The organism is Streptomyces sp. adm13(2018), from assembly GCF_008042145.1.
In the GTDB taxonomy this organism is placed as follows: Bacteria; Actinomycetota; Actinomycetes; order Streptomycetales; family Streptomycetaceae; genus Streptomyces.
This window is the reverse complement of sequence record NZ_RDBH01000065.1, coordinates 36851-49375: the sequence shown is the minus strand read 5'-3', so window position 1 is coordinate 49375 and position 12525 is coordinate 36851. Positions and strand designations below refer to the sequence as shown.

Below are 12525 nucleotides of genomic sequence, written 5' to 3'. Positions count from 1 at the left end.
GCCCACCACCGCCCGCTACGTCCTCCACGCCTTCGGTGCCTCCGGCGGCTGGCGGCCCGGGAACTTCACCGAGAGCCTGATCAGCCTCATCGCCCGAGCCGACCACGACAACGCGGCCAGGCTCGCCACCATCTACCCGGCCGAAGCCGCCGCCGTGCGCATCGCCAAGTACGACGAGAACGGCATCGCCACCCTCCAGGCCCTCGCGGCAGGCAAGCAGGTGGCCGCGTGATCACCACCCAGCCCCCGACCGGGATCCTCCTCGGTAGCTACCTCCCCGGCACCCCCGAGTGGGAGCAGGCCCGCGCCGGGCTGTGCATCACCGCCACCGAGATCGCCGCGGTCGTCAACCTCTCCCCGTGGCAGTCCCGCTTCAGCCTCTGGCACAAGAAGGCCGGCCTGCCCACCCCGCCGTTCGAGTCCAACCCGGCCGTCGAATGGGGCAACCGGCTCGAAGCCGCCGTCGCCCAGAAGTGGTCCGACGAGCACGGCGTCGAACTCCACGAGACCGGCACGTGGCGGCACCGCGACCGGGACTGGCAGCGCGCCACCCCCGACCGCATCGGCGACAACTCCCTCGTCGAGGTCAAGACGTCCCCGTTCGGTGAAGGCTGGGGCCCGACCGGCAGCGCCGAGATCCCCGTCTACTACCGCTGCCAGGTCCAGTGGCAGATGGACGTCACCGGCTACCGCACCACCCACATCGCGCTCCTCGTCTCCGGCCACGACTACCGCGAGTACGTCGTCGAGTACGACGCCGACGACGCGCAGATCCTCCGTGACGCGGCCGAGCGGTTCCTCGACGACGTGCGCCGCGGCAACCGGCCCCCCATCGACGGGGCCGACGCCACCTACCAGACCATCCGCGTCCAGCCCAACGGCCGCGACGACATCGACGTCGACATCCCGCTCGAACTCGCCGCCCGCTACGAGGTCATCGGCGACCAGCGGCGGACCGTCGACACCGAGTTCACCCAGATCCGCGGTGAAGTCCTCGACCACATCGGCAACGGCTACCGGGCCGTCTGCGGAGACCGGCGCATCGCCTACCGGACGGTCAACCCCGACGGAACCACCCTCGCCCTCCAGCCGTACAGGAGCACCCACGCATGAGCCAGATCGGCAACGAGATCGCCCGCCAGTCCCACAGCCCCGCCGCGATCATCGAGCAGCACAAGGCCGACCTGGCCGTCGTCGCTGCCAGCCACGTGCGTGTCGACACGTTCGCCCGCCTCGCCGTCGGCGTCCTCCGCCAGAACGAGAAGCTCGCCGCTGCGGCCGCCAACAACCCCGGCAGCCTCATGAGCGCCCTCATGACCGCGGCCCGCCTCGGCCTCGAACCCGGCACCGAGCAGTTCTACCTCCGCCCGATCAAGCGCAAGGGCCAGCTCGAAGTACAGGGCATCGTCGGCTACCAGGGCATCGTCGAGCTCATCTACAACGCCGGCGCCGCGCAGTCCGTCGTTGTCGAAGTCGTCCGAGCCCGCGACGAGTTCGCCTGGACCCCCGGAGCCCTCGACGAGCACCGCCCGCCCCGCTGGCCCGGCGCCATGAAGCAGCCCCACCACAAGGTCGACTGGTTCGGCGACCGCGGCCCGCTCGTCGGCGCCTACGCCTACGCCGTCATGCAGGGCGGCGCCATCAGCAAGGTCGTCGTCCTCAATCGCGACCACATCGCCCGGGCCAAGGCCAAGTCCGACGGCGCCGACACCGACTACAGCCCGTGGCGTACCGACGAGGAAGCCATGTGGCTGAAGACGGCGGCCCGCCGGCTCGGCAAGTGGGTGCCGACCTCGGCCGAGAAGCGGACCGGCGTCATCGAACGCCTCGACACTCCGCCCGCCCCGCTCAACGAGATCGACCCCGACGAGGACGACGAGCCCATCGACGGCGAACTCGTCGACTAGCCCGCGTCACACCTCGACCCCTACCGCCCCATAACTCAGTCACAGGAAGCCCACGCAGCGAGAGGACCCCCGTCATGGCCCGCCGTCTCACCGTCGCAGAGCAGCTCGCAGCCGAGGAGAAGGACATCCTCCTCGACCGCATCGCCGACCAGTCCGACTGGTCCCAGTTCCTCGTCATGCAGGCCGTCCTCGTCTACGGCACCGAGCACGACACGTTCAGCTGCAACCAGCTGCGAGACGTCCTCCCCGAGCTGGGCCACGGCTTCCTCGGCGCCGCGATCAACGCGCTCCGCCAGGGCGGCATCCTCCAGCACACCGGCCAGTACGTGCCCTCGACGTCGCCGGCCACCCACGGCCACCCCATCGCCCTGTGGCGGTTGAGCGTCAAGGGCCTGGTGATAGCCGAGCAGCGCCGCAACCGGGCACAGCAGAGGCCGGCCGCGTGATGCTCCGACGCTTCAAGCGCTTCCGCCGCCGCCAAGAACGCACCTACCTGCGGCAACTCATCGGCGACCGCATCCTCAGCGACCTCCGCCGATGGCAGGCCGACCACAACCGCCGCGTCTGCGACGCCATCGCAGCCCTCCCCACACGACAGCCCCACCGGAAGGAGACCGGACAGTGACCAGGCCGATCCCCGCACACGGAACCCAGGGCCGCTACAAGGGCACCTCGACACGACCACCCTGCCGGTGCGTCAAGTGCATCGCGGGATGGACCAGGGCCTGTCAGATGCGGATCCTTGCCCAGCTCGGCGGACGCCCGGCCAGCGTGGCAGCCAAACCCGTCACCCAGCACATCGCCATGCTGCAGGCAGCAAGCATGACCACCGGGCAGATCGCCGAAGCCAGCGGCATCAACGTCAGCACGGTCCGCGATCACGCCCGCGGGACGCTTCCCACGATTCACCGCACCACCGCCGAGAAGATCCTCGCCGTCCAGCCCCATCAGCAGGCCACCATCGGGTTCGTCCCCGCACTCGCGAGCATCCGGCGGCTCCGTGCCCTGTACGCCGCCGGACACACAGCGCATGCCATAGCAGCTACGCACCCTGACCTGCAGATCCGCAGCGTCGACTACATCGTGCGGGGAGCACGGCGCTTCGTGTCCGTTGCCAATCAGGCCGCCATCGCCCACGCCTACGTCCAGCTCGCCGACATCCAGGGCGCCAGTCGACGAACCCAGGCCCGCGCCAAAGCCGAGGGTTGGGTTGGCCCGGAGTACTGGGACGAGGACAGCTTCGACGACCCCCACTTCATCCCGGCCACCCGTGACACACCCCGCTACATCCGCCTTGCGGAAGACGGGCTGGAGCTGGAGCACCTTCAGGGCTACACGCGCCAGCAGGCGGCGAACCGGCTGGGCGTCAGCAAGGACGCGCTGCAGCAGGCCATCAGCCGCTACCGGGCCGCACAGACGCAGGCCGCCGCATGACCGCCGACGAGCCCCGCCGGCTGGTCATTGTGCCGCCGCCGTACCCGAAGACGACACCCGGGTTCTGCGAGACCGGCAACCCCATGTGCGGGGAGCCCGCCCGGCTGTACGCCGCGGGCTGGCGATGCCCGGCCCACCGGCCCAGCACGCCGAAGTACGACGCCGCCTAGACCACCCACTTCTTACGTCAGGAAGCAGACCTCCCATGGCACGTGGCCACGGCCGGATCCTCACCAGCATCTGGGAGGACACCGACTTCCTCGCACTCGGCGAGCGGGAACAGCGCCTCTACCTGTTCCTCATCTCCCAGCCCAACCTCAACCACGCCGGCCTCCTGGACCTGACCCTCCGCCGCTGGTCCCGCAAGGCCCGCGGCCTCACCTCCATCGAGCTGGAGAAGCTCCTCCAGGTCCTTGAAGGGGCCCGGTTCATCGTCATGGACGAGGACACCGAGGAACTCCTCATCCGCTCCTTCGTCCGCAACGATGGCGTGTGGCGGATGCCGAAGGTCATGGGCGCCATGGTGTCCGGCGCCCTGGAGATCTCCTCCAAGCACCTGCAGCGGGCCCTCCTCGACGAGATGGACCGTATCCCGCTCGACGAGCTCAGCAATGAGCCGACGAAGTACCGCGGCGAGGACGGGCCCTCCATCCGCGCCCAGATCGCCACCCACATCCAGGCCCTCCGGAAGGCCTTCGGAGACCTCACACCCGACCCCTCCGGAAGGGGTTCCGTAACCCCCTCCGGAACCCCTTCGGCAACCCCCTCGGAGTGCTCCGGGCCGCCTACGGAACCCACACCACCCCGAAGGAGCCGACGTGATCCAGCCCGGCCAGATCTACCGATCCCTCAGCAACCGCCACCACCCCGCCGACGGCCCTGTCCGGATCAAGGTTGTCAGGACTCCCGGAACCATCCCCGGCGTCTGGGGCTTCGGCAAGGTCGACATCGTCACCCTCACCAAGACCGGCCGCGAGATCCGCCGCCGCGCCATCGAGGCCTCCCAGCTTCACGCCACCGCGACCACGAAGGACGGCCGCCCCCGCCGTACCGGCTACGTCCTCGACCCGGCTGCCGACTAACCCCCACCAGCCCACCCCCGGGGCGCGCTACCCGCCAGCGCGCCCCACCCAGACCCGGGAGGAGACCAGCATGCACCAGCCCGACCTCTGGCACGACGGATGGGAAACCGAAGCCGACACGAAAGCCGGACTCGATCCCGACGAACGCGCCTTCCTCGACATCCACGGACCCCAACCCTGCAGCTACCGGACCGTCCAGCGGGTCATCGTTCTCCTGAAGGTGCTGTGATGGCCGGCCGCATCACGACCGAGCAACTGCTCAACCTCGCCGACCGAGCCGAAGACGGGCCGCTGAACGCCGCCGAGGCTCGACGCCTTCGAGAAGGCATCGCCATGTTGAGCGCCCGGAACGCCACGCTGGCAGGCCGACTGGGAGCCCTGGCCACTCACATCGAGCGCGGCGCCCTCGCCGAACTCGCCGCAGTCCGGCGCCTGGTCGCCAGTAGCGAGAAGCGCGGCGCCAGCCACATCCCGTTGTGGGCCATCGCCGCCGCGAGCGGAGCCCCGGTCGTCACCCCGCACCTACCCCCTAAGACAGAACAGGCCCGAGAAGGGGCCTGAGAGCCCCTCTCGCGGCCTCGTGGGCGCTCGGCGGACTCCGCGACGCCGGGCCGCGAAAGCGTCAGCGAGGCGCACAGCCCTCCCGATCCACCAACGGAGCCCGAAAGGAACCGAAATGAGCGAGATCGACTGCGAGCAGTCCTGCACCATCCCCGACGGCGTCGACCTGAAGGAAGTCCCGCGTCCCCGGCACGCCTGGAGCGACGTCTTCAACTGCCCCAACGACGGGTGCGGAAGATCGTTCATGGTCCGCCAGAACGAGGTCCCTGCCGCCCACACCAAGGACCAGCCGTGACCCAGCCGTACCGAATCCTCGTCACCGGAAGCCGCGACTGGCCCGACATGGACCGCCTGTACGCCGTCCTCGCCACCGCCGTCTACCAGCACCTGCCCGCCGTCATCGTCCACGGCGCCTGCCCCAACGGCGCCGACGCCCAAGCCGCCTGGTGGATCCGCATGCACGGCAAGACCCTCGGCGTCACCGAAGAACGCCACCCCGCCAACTGGCGTCCCGGCGGACAACTCGACCGTGCCGCCGGCTTCCGGCGCAACGCAGAGATGGTCAACCTCGGCGCCGACATCTGCCACGCCTTCATCCACAACGGCAGCCGCGGCGCCACCCACACCGCCGACCTCGCCGAGAAAGCCGGCATCCCCGTCCACCGCTGGACCACCTGACCCGCCACAGCCCCGCCCGAACGGAGACCGCCGTGGACCAGGACCCCGCCATCTGCCTCCGTACCCAGCTGAAAGCGGCACTCCAACACGCGGGCCTCAGCCAAGCCCAAGTGGCCCGCGAACTGGGGCTCAGCACCAAGCACATGAGCCAGATGCTCACCGGCCGAGCCCCACTCACGATCACCTGGGCCAGCCGCATCGCCGCCCTCTGCGGCGCCCGCATCGAAGTCCACGTCCTCGCCGGCCGCACCACCCGCTAGGAGTACGCCGTGAACGACCTGCCCACCTGCACCTGCTGCCGCCGCGAGCTCCGCGACCACGAGGCCGGCCGGTACGCCTGCACCCTGTGCGAAGACCGCATCGCCGCCCACCTCGGCGCCATCCCCGGCCTCTTCGAGCGGCTCGATGACCACCTCGAACGCGGCGCATCCGGCAGCGGACCGGCCGTCTCCGGCAGCAAGACGGCACCCATCCCCTGTCGGCTGGACGTGCTCAACCTCCGCACCGCCGCCGGGCCCGTCCTCGCCCCGCTGGAAACCTGGGTCCGCGACTGGGCAGAAGCCGGCTACGCGGAGATCGGCGAGCGCGGCAGCTCCGTCGCCCGTGTCGCCCACGCCTGCCGGACACTTCGCTTCAACCTCTCCCAGGCCGTCGACAAGCACCCGGCCATCGAAGAGTTCGCCAGCGAAGTGGCATCGATCTGGCGCACGCTCAGCCGCACCGTCACCGGCGAGGCCGCACCCCGCCGCATCGCCGTCACCTGCCCCTGCCAGCAGACCCTCCGCATCACCCTCGACACCCGCGGGGAGACCTGCCCCCGATGCGGCGCCGAGTACGGGCACAGTGAGGTGCTGCGGCTGCCGCTCGCGGACAGGCGGGCCGCGGCGTGACAGTTACCCCCAAGTAGCCGCACGGGCGGCCGAAATGTGACATCAGCTGAATCGCATATTCACTAGGCACATCGCTGCCATACTTGTGAATATCCGGTTACGTCATGGCCAACGCGTGGCCACCTCGCAGACGGGACCTGCGATGAACGAAGGACCGAACCCTCCCCTCAGACGCCGCTTCAGCAACGCCGAGCGCGCCTCCCTCTACCTTGCCGCCGACGGTCGGTGTAGCCGATGCGACGCCGAACTGCAGCCCGGCTGGCACGCCGACCACATGGCGCCGTACTCACAAGGCGGCCCCACTGACGTCATCAACGGGCAAGCACTCTGCCCGACCTGCAACCTGAAGAAGGGTTCCAAGCCGCCCATGCAGCTTCGCCAATGGCAGCGCCGCGCAGTCGACGCCTTCTATGCCGCCAACGCCGAGAACTTCCTCGTCTCGGCAACGCCGGGAGCCGGCAAGACCAAGTTCTCCCTGCATCTGGCACGAGACCTGATGCAGCGCGGCATCGTCGAGCGAGTCGTCGTCATCGCCCCGTCCGACAACCTGCGAGTCCAGTGGGCCGACGAGGCCTCGGCGGCCGGGATCTCCCTCTACCCCGTCGCCCCCGGAGACATCGACGGCTACAGCAAGGCCGGCTACGTCGGATGCGTGGTCACCTACCAGCAGCTTCTCGGCACCGGCCAAGACCTGCTGCGCCGCGCAATGCGTAGGCCCACCTTCGCCATCCTCGACGAAATCCATCACGCCGGGGACAACAAGTCCTGGGGTGATGCTTTGCGCATGGCTGTCGAGCCAGCCGTCCACCGGCTGTGCCTGACCGGAACCCCATGGCGTCGTGACGCCACCTCGCCCATCCCCTTCGTTCGGTACGACGTGAACGGGACCGTCGCCGTCGACTACGCCTACGAGTACGGGGCCGCCGTAGCCGACGGAGTCTGCCGCCGCATCGAGTTCCACGCCTATGACGGCGAGGCGCGCTGGACCGACCCCGCCCGAGTGCGCCGCTCGACCATCGAGGAGAACGGTAAGTCCGACGTCAGCGTCGAGTTCACCGCCAAGCTCGGCGCCAACATGCCCGAGGAGGACGTCTCTGCCGCACTCGACACCGTCTACGAACCCAAGTACGCCTGGATGCCGTCGATCCTCGCCCAGGCCGACGCGATGCTCAGCGAAGTCCGCGAAGACGTGCCGGACGCCGCCGGCCTCGTCGTCGCCGAACGCCAGTGGCTCGCCCAGGGATACGCGGCGCTGCTCGAGCAGATCACCGGCACCCGCCCGCCTGTGGTGGTCTCGGACCCCAAGGCGGACCCTGGCAGCAGGCTGGCGAAGCAGCAGATCGACCAGTTCCGCAAGGGCACCGGCCGGTGGATCGTCGCCGTCAAGATGATCTCCGAGGGTGTCGACATTCCTCGCCTCGCGGTCGGCGTCTACGCGTCGAAGACCCAGACGCCGCTCTTCTACCGGCAGGTCGTCGGCCGGTTCGTTCGCACGCGCCCGAACGAGGAGATCAACGCGCGACTGTTGATCCCGGCAGTGCCCGAACTGATGCGTCATGCACGGGAGATTGAGGAGGAGCTCCGGCATCAGCTGGAGATCGCCGCGCAGGAGGACGAGAAGGCCCAGGGGGAAGGCGGGGCCTCTACAGGGCAGGGCATGCTCGACTTCCGTACACCGCTCTCCGCCTCCGAGTCGGTTTTCGACCGGGCCATCCTCCAGGGTGCGGAGGTGTCGGCGGAGGAGCTGGCCGCGGCCCAGGCGAAGGCGCAGGAGCTCGGGATCCCTCGCGCCTACGCTGCCAACCTCGTCCCACTTCTGCGGGCGCAGAAGACCCAAGAGGAGGTCAGCGTGGCAGCCGTGCCGCAGCAGGCGCGGCCCGCTGAGATTCCTCACTACCGGCGCGAGAAGCTCCTCCGCCAGGAAGTCGAGACCCTCGCTCGGAAGGTGGCTTACCGCCGCAAGATCCAGCCGAAGGACATCAATATCGAGCTCCTCAGGGCTGGACACCCGAAGCGCGCGAAGGCCACCGTTGCCGAGTTGGAGGCGATGCGGCAGACGCTCGCCGGCTGGATGGGGGCGTCATGACAGTCAACCCCAGAGCAAACGCGGCTCTGGTGGAGGCGTTGGGGTCTGCGTTGCGCGAGGGAGAGCACGGATTGAAGACCGGGCCTGCTCTACTGCTACGGATTCTGCGTGAAGAGTCCTGGCGTTCGTTCGTGACGCAGCGCGGAGAGCAGGTCGAGCACGGAAGCTTCGAGAAGTTCGTCGTCACGCCTCCACTCAAGGGCCTGGGTGCGACGATGCGGCTGATCGAGAAGCTCATCGACTCGATCGACAATCCGGCAGAACGGGTGGAGGCACAGAGTCTGCTGGATGTCGTCACGCAGCGGGGGCACGGCGGTGACCGGCATTCGCAAGCCTTCAAGATGGATAACATCCATCATGAAGGCGAAGGGGCAGCCACTCACGGAGGCACCTCCCGAGCAGCTGGTCTCCGCCGTCTCCGCAAGGACCGCCCTGACCTCCATGCCGACGTCCTCGCCGGCCGTCTCTCCACCCACTCCGCGATGGTCAAAGCCGGATTTCGCAAGCGCAAGATCAGCGTCCCGGTGTCCAGCGCTGAGGACGCTGCCCAGGCGATCAAGCGCAATCTGGAGCCCGAGCAGGTGAAGGAACTCGCCCGCCTCCTCGCCGAGGACGACTGAGCACGACGAAGCCCCCGCCGGCCATCCGGCGGGGGCATCTCTGCGTGCAAGGTCAGGCGCCGAGCGTCTCGTCGAGGTACTCCTGCACCGGCCCGAACAGCCCCCAGGGCACGTAGTCGGGGATCTCGTCCAGCCGGATCCAGGCGACCTCGGCGAGCTCCTCCTCGTCCGCGACCCGGGCCTCCCCGCCGACGACCTCGCAGGCGACGTAGGACATATGCCGGCCGGTCTGCGGGTGGACGCGCTCACCGAGGGACCGGACCACCTTCACCTCCAGGTCGACCTCCTCGGCCGTCTCCCGCACCGCAGCCTGCTCCGGCGACTCGCCAGCCTCGATGCCACCGCCCGGGAACGCCCACAGGAGCTTGCCCTCCCGCTCCCGGCGCCTGATCATCAGCACCTTGTCCCCAGCGGTGATGATGGCCGTCGAGATGCCCTGCTCAGTCGTCTGCTCGGTCACGCCAGTGCCTCCAGGGCTTCGAGTGCGGGCGGATAGATCCGCTCGGTCGGAATGAATTTCGTCAGGCTGCTGATCGGAACCCAGGTCGCGTCGAGATTCTCGAGAGGGTCCGCGTTCCGTACCTCGCCAGCGAGGTACTCGCAGAACTCGTAGCTGGCCAGAACGCCGGTTGTTGGGTGGACTCTTGACCCCAAATGCTGGCGGACGGAGCAGTGGACTGCCGTCTCGGCGAGCGTCTCTTGCACTGCGACTGCACCGGAACTGCCGCCGGGCTTTACGACGCCGGCCGGGAAGCCCCACGACAGGGACTCTTCGCCGCGGCGACAGACGAGGAGAACTTCGGCGCCGCGGGCGACGATCGCTATGGCCACCTTCAGGGCCTGCGCCTGGCTGCCGACGTCGGTGCGAAGCAGCGCGGCGAACCGGTGGCGTTCAGCCTGAGTGACCTGCTCATGCAGCGTGTCCAGGGCCCGCTGCATCTCGCGGCGCGGAACCGTGGACGGCGAGGCGTGCCACGAAGCCACGGTCCGGACCGCCACGCCTAAGCGTCGGGCGAACTCCTCGTTAGTGGCTCGCATGGCTGCCTGTAGAGCCGCCGCATGCCGGCCGCTCCATTCGTCAACCACGTCCATGCGCCTTCGGCCCCCTTCGGCGTAGACCTGCATCAGAAGCGCCTGCTCGACTGCACTGTCGGATCGTCGTCACGCATGCAGCGCGCGCGTTGACTCGAACCATGACGAACTCGGCCTCAAACGCCACGCGAGATCTGCTCTGCTCTCTGGGGGGACACGCCCCCCAGGAGCTCGCCGATGCTGCGCCAGGTCAGCCCCTGGTCTCGAAGCCCGAGCACGAGCTTCTGTCGAATGGCGCGCATGCCCTCGGTAACCCGACTCTCGGCCTCCCTGGAGACCCGATAGAGCTCGCCGGGGTCGCTGAAGGCGTTCACGGCGTCGGCGACAGCTGCAATCGGGGCGTCCAGGGTCTCGGTCATGTCATGACTGTAGGGGGCTCCAGGGACGCCATCAAGAGATCTCTTGAGGATTCTCTTGACAGCGCCCCGGAGGCAGGTCTAGCTTCATCAACAAGCCGCTCAAGGAACTCCTTGAAGGTGAGGCTCACTCCTACCGGATCTGATCCGCGAGCCGCCACAACAGAAGAGTGGGCCGGACACCGCAACTCCTACATCGCGGGCCGGCCCCACCACGAGGAATCCCTGGAAGGTCACCTCATGGCTCACCACCAGCTTACTGGCACCCGTGTGCCCGCTGCCTCGAACACCCTCACCGTCGACCGCCTCCTCTCGGCCCCGCTGCCGGAGCTGCTGGCGGAGGTCGGCGCCCAGCTGATCGACGCCCCGGCCGCCGACGACACCCTCGGCCGCATCGAGGGTCGTCTCGGCGCCGCCCGCTTGACGATGCCGACGGGCCGCTCCGCCTTCGAGCGGGACACGATCGCCCGCATCCTCGTCGGCAAGCTCGTCGGCGCCCCGATGCGCCCCGTGCCCCCGTCACTCGACGTCCACACCTACGGCGGCTCCCAGTGACCGCCTCCGCGGTCGAGGCCGCCATCGTCCCGGTACCGCGTCGTCTGATCGCGGTCGGCCGGAAGCAGGGCAGCGGGTCGTTCGTCATGCAGTACCCGCCGAAGGCCCAGGCCGACAAGGATGCCCACGCCGCCGCCTCCTGCGTCCGTCAGCGCCCTGTCGCGCTGACCGACGAGGAGCGCGACGAGCTGTCGAAGAAGCTCGCCGAGGTCAACAAGCGAAGCAGCCAGCGATGAGCCGCTACACCGGCACCCTGCCGACCGGCCTCCTCAACGACCAGCAGATCCGCCCCGGGTCGTGGCCGACGTGGGCCGCCGTCCGCCGCGATTTCGACCGGCACCGCGAGGACCGGAAGACGCTCGCCGAACTGACCGCCTCGATCCGCAAGGCGGGCCAGCGCGAGCCGGTCGATCTCGAAGTCGACGACGACCGGCTCGGCGTCCGGCTCGCGGACGGCCACCACCGGGCCCTCGTGCTGATGGACCTCGGGATCGCCGAATTCACCTTCACCTGGTGCGAGGTCGGCTTCTGGTCCGTGAAGAAGCAGCACAAGCCGTTCCCGTACCACCTGCTGGGCCTGTAGCCCACCCTCTAGCCGCCGGGGCCGCCGGTACATCCCCCTGCCGCCGGCCCCGGCAACCCACCCCATATCGGGCAATCCACCATCAAATCAAGGAGATTCATGTCGTTCAAGACGATCACTGAGGGTACTTACGCCGACCTTCTGAGTAACGGCAAGACCTACAGGGTCACGTGCCGCAGGTGTGGCCTGCTCCGTGAGGCCACCGACAAGTCTCAGGCCCAGATCGAAACCTCGCACCACAACAGCACGCAGAGCAGCTGCGTTCCCCGCTCTCGCCGCTCCGCTCGCTACTGACCCGCCCAGCCCCGGACCCGGCGTGACGCTGCCGGATCAGATCCGGCCCGGGGCACTCCGCCCGACCAGCCCCCACTTGAAGGAGCACGCCATGCCTCTCGTCCTCATCCCGTCCGACGGCCCGTCCGAGCAGGAGCTCGCCGAGATCGAGGCTGGTCTCCGCGCCGGCATCGTCACCGACTTCCTGGCCGCCCAGCGTGCCGGCGACCGCCTCGCCGCGTTCGCCGCCGAGCACCTCGCCGAGCGGATCGACCAGTCCACCCCCGACGGGCCGCGGCTCACCGACGAGCTCGACGCCCTCCGCCACCTCGCCGCCTGAAAGGCCCCCGACATGACCGAGAAGCCCACCTCCCGCGTCCGCATCAACCTGACCGGCGTCCGCACCAC

The 12525-nt window shown here is 69.0% G+C and carries 24 protein-coding genes; 20 read left to right on the top strand and 4 right to left on the bottom strand.

The features are described from left to right. The 7 genes from EAO70_RS37670 to EAO70_RS37665 all read left to right on the top strand — a co-directional run. Window positions 1-232: hypothetical protein (locus tag EAO70_RS37670; RefSeq protein ID WP_187283753.1), on the top strand; the 232-nt coding region annotated here is incomplete at its 5' end. Then, window positions 229-1113 (top strand): YqaJ viral recombinase family protein, encoded by an 885-nt coding sequence (locus EAO70_RS06095; RefSeq protein WP_148001989.1) that lies wholly within the window; start codon window positions 229-231, stop codon window positions 1111-1113. The genes EAO70_RS37670 and EAO70_RS06095, both read left to right, overlap by 4 nt. After that, entirely contained in the window at window positions 1110-1907 is a 798-nt protein-coding gene (locus EAO70_RS06090) for a recombinase RecT (RefSeq protein ID WP_148001988.1), read from the top strand. The genes EAO70_RS06095 and EAO70_RS06090 overlap by 4 nt, the downstream gene beginning before the upstream one ends. Before the next feature lie 74 nt (window positions 1908-1981). Further along, window positions 1982-2353, top strand: coding sequence for a hypothetical protein (locus tag EAO70_RS06085; RefSeq protein WP_148001987.1), 372 nt, complete (start codon window positions 1982-1984; stop codon window positions 2351-2353). Further along, window positions 2350-2532: a hypothetical protein gene (locus tag EAO70_RS06080; protein WP_148001986.1), complete on the top strand. Its 183-nt coding sequence runs from the start codon at window positions 2350-2352 to the stop codon at window positions 2530-2532. Before EAO70_RS06085 ends, EAO70_RS06080 begins: the two co-directional genes overlap by 4 nt. Window positions 2533-2639: 107 nt before the next feature. Further along, window positions 2640-3341: a hypothetical protein gene (locus tag EAO70_RS06075; protein WP_148001985.1), complete on the top strand. Its 702-nt coding sequence runs from the start codon at window positions 2640-2642 to the stop codon at window positions 3339-3341. After that, window positions 3338-3511: a hypothetical protein gene (locus EAO70_RS37665; RefSeq protein WP_187283752.1), complete on the top strand. Its 174-nt coding sequence runs from the start codon at window positions 3338-3340 to the stop codon at window positions 3509-3511. Before EAO70_RS06075 ends, EAO70_RS37665 begins: the two co-directional genes overlap by 4 nt. A gap of 17 nt (window positions 3512-3528) precedes the next feature. On the opposite strand, the gene EAO70_RS06070 is transcribed toward EAO70_RS37665, so the two are convergent. Continuing rightward, window positions 3529-4014, bottom strand: a complete 486-nt coding sequence (locus EAO70_RS06070) for a hypothetical protein (RefSeq protein WP_148001984.1) — start codon at window positions 4012-4014, stop codon at window positions 3529-3531. A 145-nt stretch (window positions 4015-4159) separates the two neighbouring features. Between EAO70_RS06070 and EAO70_RS06065 the strand changes: the two genes are divergently transcribed. From EAO70_RS06065 to EAO70_RS06030, 9 genes are all read left to right on the top strand, one after another. Further along, the gene (locus EAO70_RS06065) at window positions 4160-4423 is read left to right on the top strand and encodes a hypothetical protein (protein ID WP_148001983.1); all 264 of its coding nucleotides are present in this window, start codon (window positions 4160-4162) and stop codon (window positions 4421-4423) included. 70 nt (window positions 4424-4493) lie between these two features. Continuing rightward, window positions 4494-4652: a hypothetical protein gene (locus EAO70_RS37660; RefSeq protein WP_187283751.1), complete on the top strand. Its 159-nt coding sequence runs from the start codon at window positions 4494-4496 to the stop codon at window positions 4650-4652. Then, window positions 4652-4984, top strand: coding sequence for a hypothetical protein (locus EAO70_RS06060; protein ID WP_148001982.1), 333 nt, complete (start codon window positions 4652-4654; stop codon window positions 4982-4984). Before EAO70_RS37660 ends, EAO70_RS06060 begins: the two co-directional genes overlap by 1 nt. Before the next feature lie 115 nt (window positions 4985-5099). Continuing rightward, window positions 5100-5279 (top strand): hypothetical protein, encoded by a 180-nt coding sequence (locus tag EAO70_RS06055; protein ID WP_148001981.1) that lies wholly within the window; start codon window positions 5100-5102, stop codon window positions 5277-5279. Continuing rightward, window positions 5276-5662 (top strand): DUF2493 domain-containing protein, encoded by a 387-nt coding sequence (locus EAO70_RS06050; RefSeq protein ID WP_148001980.1) that lies wholly within the window; start codon window positions 5276-5278, stop codon window positions 5660-5662. The genes EAO70_RS06055 and EAO70_RS06050 overlap by 4 nt, the downstream gene beginning before the upstream one ends. A gap of 32 nt (window positions 5663-5694) precedes the next feature. After that, window positions 5695-5922, top strand: coding sequence for a helix-turn-helix transcriptional regulator (locus EAO70_RS37655; RefSeq protein ID WP_187283750.1), 228 nt, complete (start codon window positions 5695-5697; stop codon window positions 5920-5922). Window positions 5923-5931: 9 nt separating this feature from the next. Beyond that, on the top strand, window positions 5932-6552 hold the full coding sequence (locus tag EAO70_RS06040) for a hypothetical protein (RefSeq protein ID WP_148001979.1): 621 nt from the start codon (window positions 5932-5934) through the stop codon (window positions 6550-6552). 115 nt (window positions 6553-6667) lie between these two features. Next, the gene (locus EAO70_RS06035; RefSeq protein WP_148001978.1) at window positions 6668-8638 is read left to right on the top strand and encodes a DEAD/DEAH box helicase family protein; all 1971 of its coding nucleotides are present in this window, start codon (window positions 6668-6670) and stop codon (window positions 8636-8638) included. After that, window positions 8635-9258, top strand: a complete 624-nt coding sequence (locus EAO70_RS06030; RefSeq protein WP_148001977.1) for a hypothetical protein — start codon at window positions 8635-8637, stop codon at window positions 9256-9258. The genes EAO70_RS06035 and EAO70_RS06030 overlap by 4 nt, the downstream gene beginning before the upstream one ends. A gap of 52 nt (window positions 9259-9310) precedes the next feature. Here EAO70_RS06030 and EAO70_RS06025 read toward each other — a convergent pair whose 3' ends face one another. The 3 genes from EAO70_RS06025 to EAO70_RS06015 all read right to left on the bottom strand — a co-directional run bounded on the left by EAO70_RS06025 (window position 9311) and on the right by EAO70_RS06015 (window position 10709). Next, entirely contained in the window at window positions 9311-9718 is a 408-nt protein-coding gene (locus tag EAO70_RS06025) for an NUDIX hydrolase (RefSeq protein WP_148001976.1), read from the bottom strand. After that, on the bottom strand, window positions 9715-10350 hold the full coding sequence (locus EAO70_RS06020) for an NUDIX hydrolase (protein WP_148001975.1): 636 nt from the start codon (window positions 10348-10350) through the stop codon (window positions 9715-9717). Before EAO70_RS06020 ends, EAO70_RS06025 begins: the two co-directional genes overlap by 4 nt. A gap of 116 nt (window positions 10351-10466) precedes the next feature. Beyond that, window positions 10467-10709 (bottom strand): hypothetical protein, encoded by a 243-nt coding sequence (locus tag EAO70_RS06015; protein WP_148001974.1) that lies wholly within the window; start codon window positions 10707-10709, stop codon window positions 10467-10469. Window positions 10710-10946: 237 nt separating this feature from the next. Here EAO70_RS06015 and EAO70_RS06010 point away from each other — a divergent pair, with 237 nt between their 5' ends. The 4 genes from EAO70_RS06010 to EAO70_RS05995 all read left to right on the top strand — a co-directional run bounded on the left by EAO70_RS06010 (window position 10947) and on the right by EAO70_RS05995 (window position 12457). After that, window positions 10947-11261 carry a hypothetical protein gene (locus EAO70_RS06010; protein WP_148001973.1) on the top strand — a complete coding sequence of 105 codons (315 nt, stop codon included), beginning with the start codon at window positions 10947-10949 and terminating at the stop codon, window positions 11259-11261. Continuing rightward, a complete protein-coding gene (locus tag EAO70_RS06005) occupies window positions 11258-11497 on the top strand; it encodes a hypothetical protein (protein ID WP_148001972.1) in 240 nt (79 codons plus the stop codon). The genes EAO70_RS06010 and EAO70_RS06005 overlap by 4 nt, the downstream gene beginning before the upstream one ends. Further along, window positions 11494-11844: a ParB N-terminal domain-containing protein gene (locus tag EAO70_RS06000; RefSeq protein WP_148001971.1), complete on the top strand. Its 351-nt coding sequence runs from the start codon at window positions 11494-11496 to the stop codon at window positions 11842-11844. Before EAO70_RS06005 ends, EAO70_RS06000 begins: the two co-directional genes overlap by 4 nt. Before the next feature lie 385 nt (window positions 11845-12229). Further along, window positions 12230-12457 (top strand): hypothetical protein, encoded by a 228-nt coding sequence (locus EAO70_RS05995; protein WP_148001970.1) that lies wholly within the window; start codon window positions 12230-12232, stop codon window positions 12455-12457. Window positions 12458-12525 lie beyond the last annotated feature (68 nt).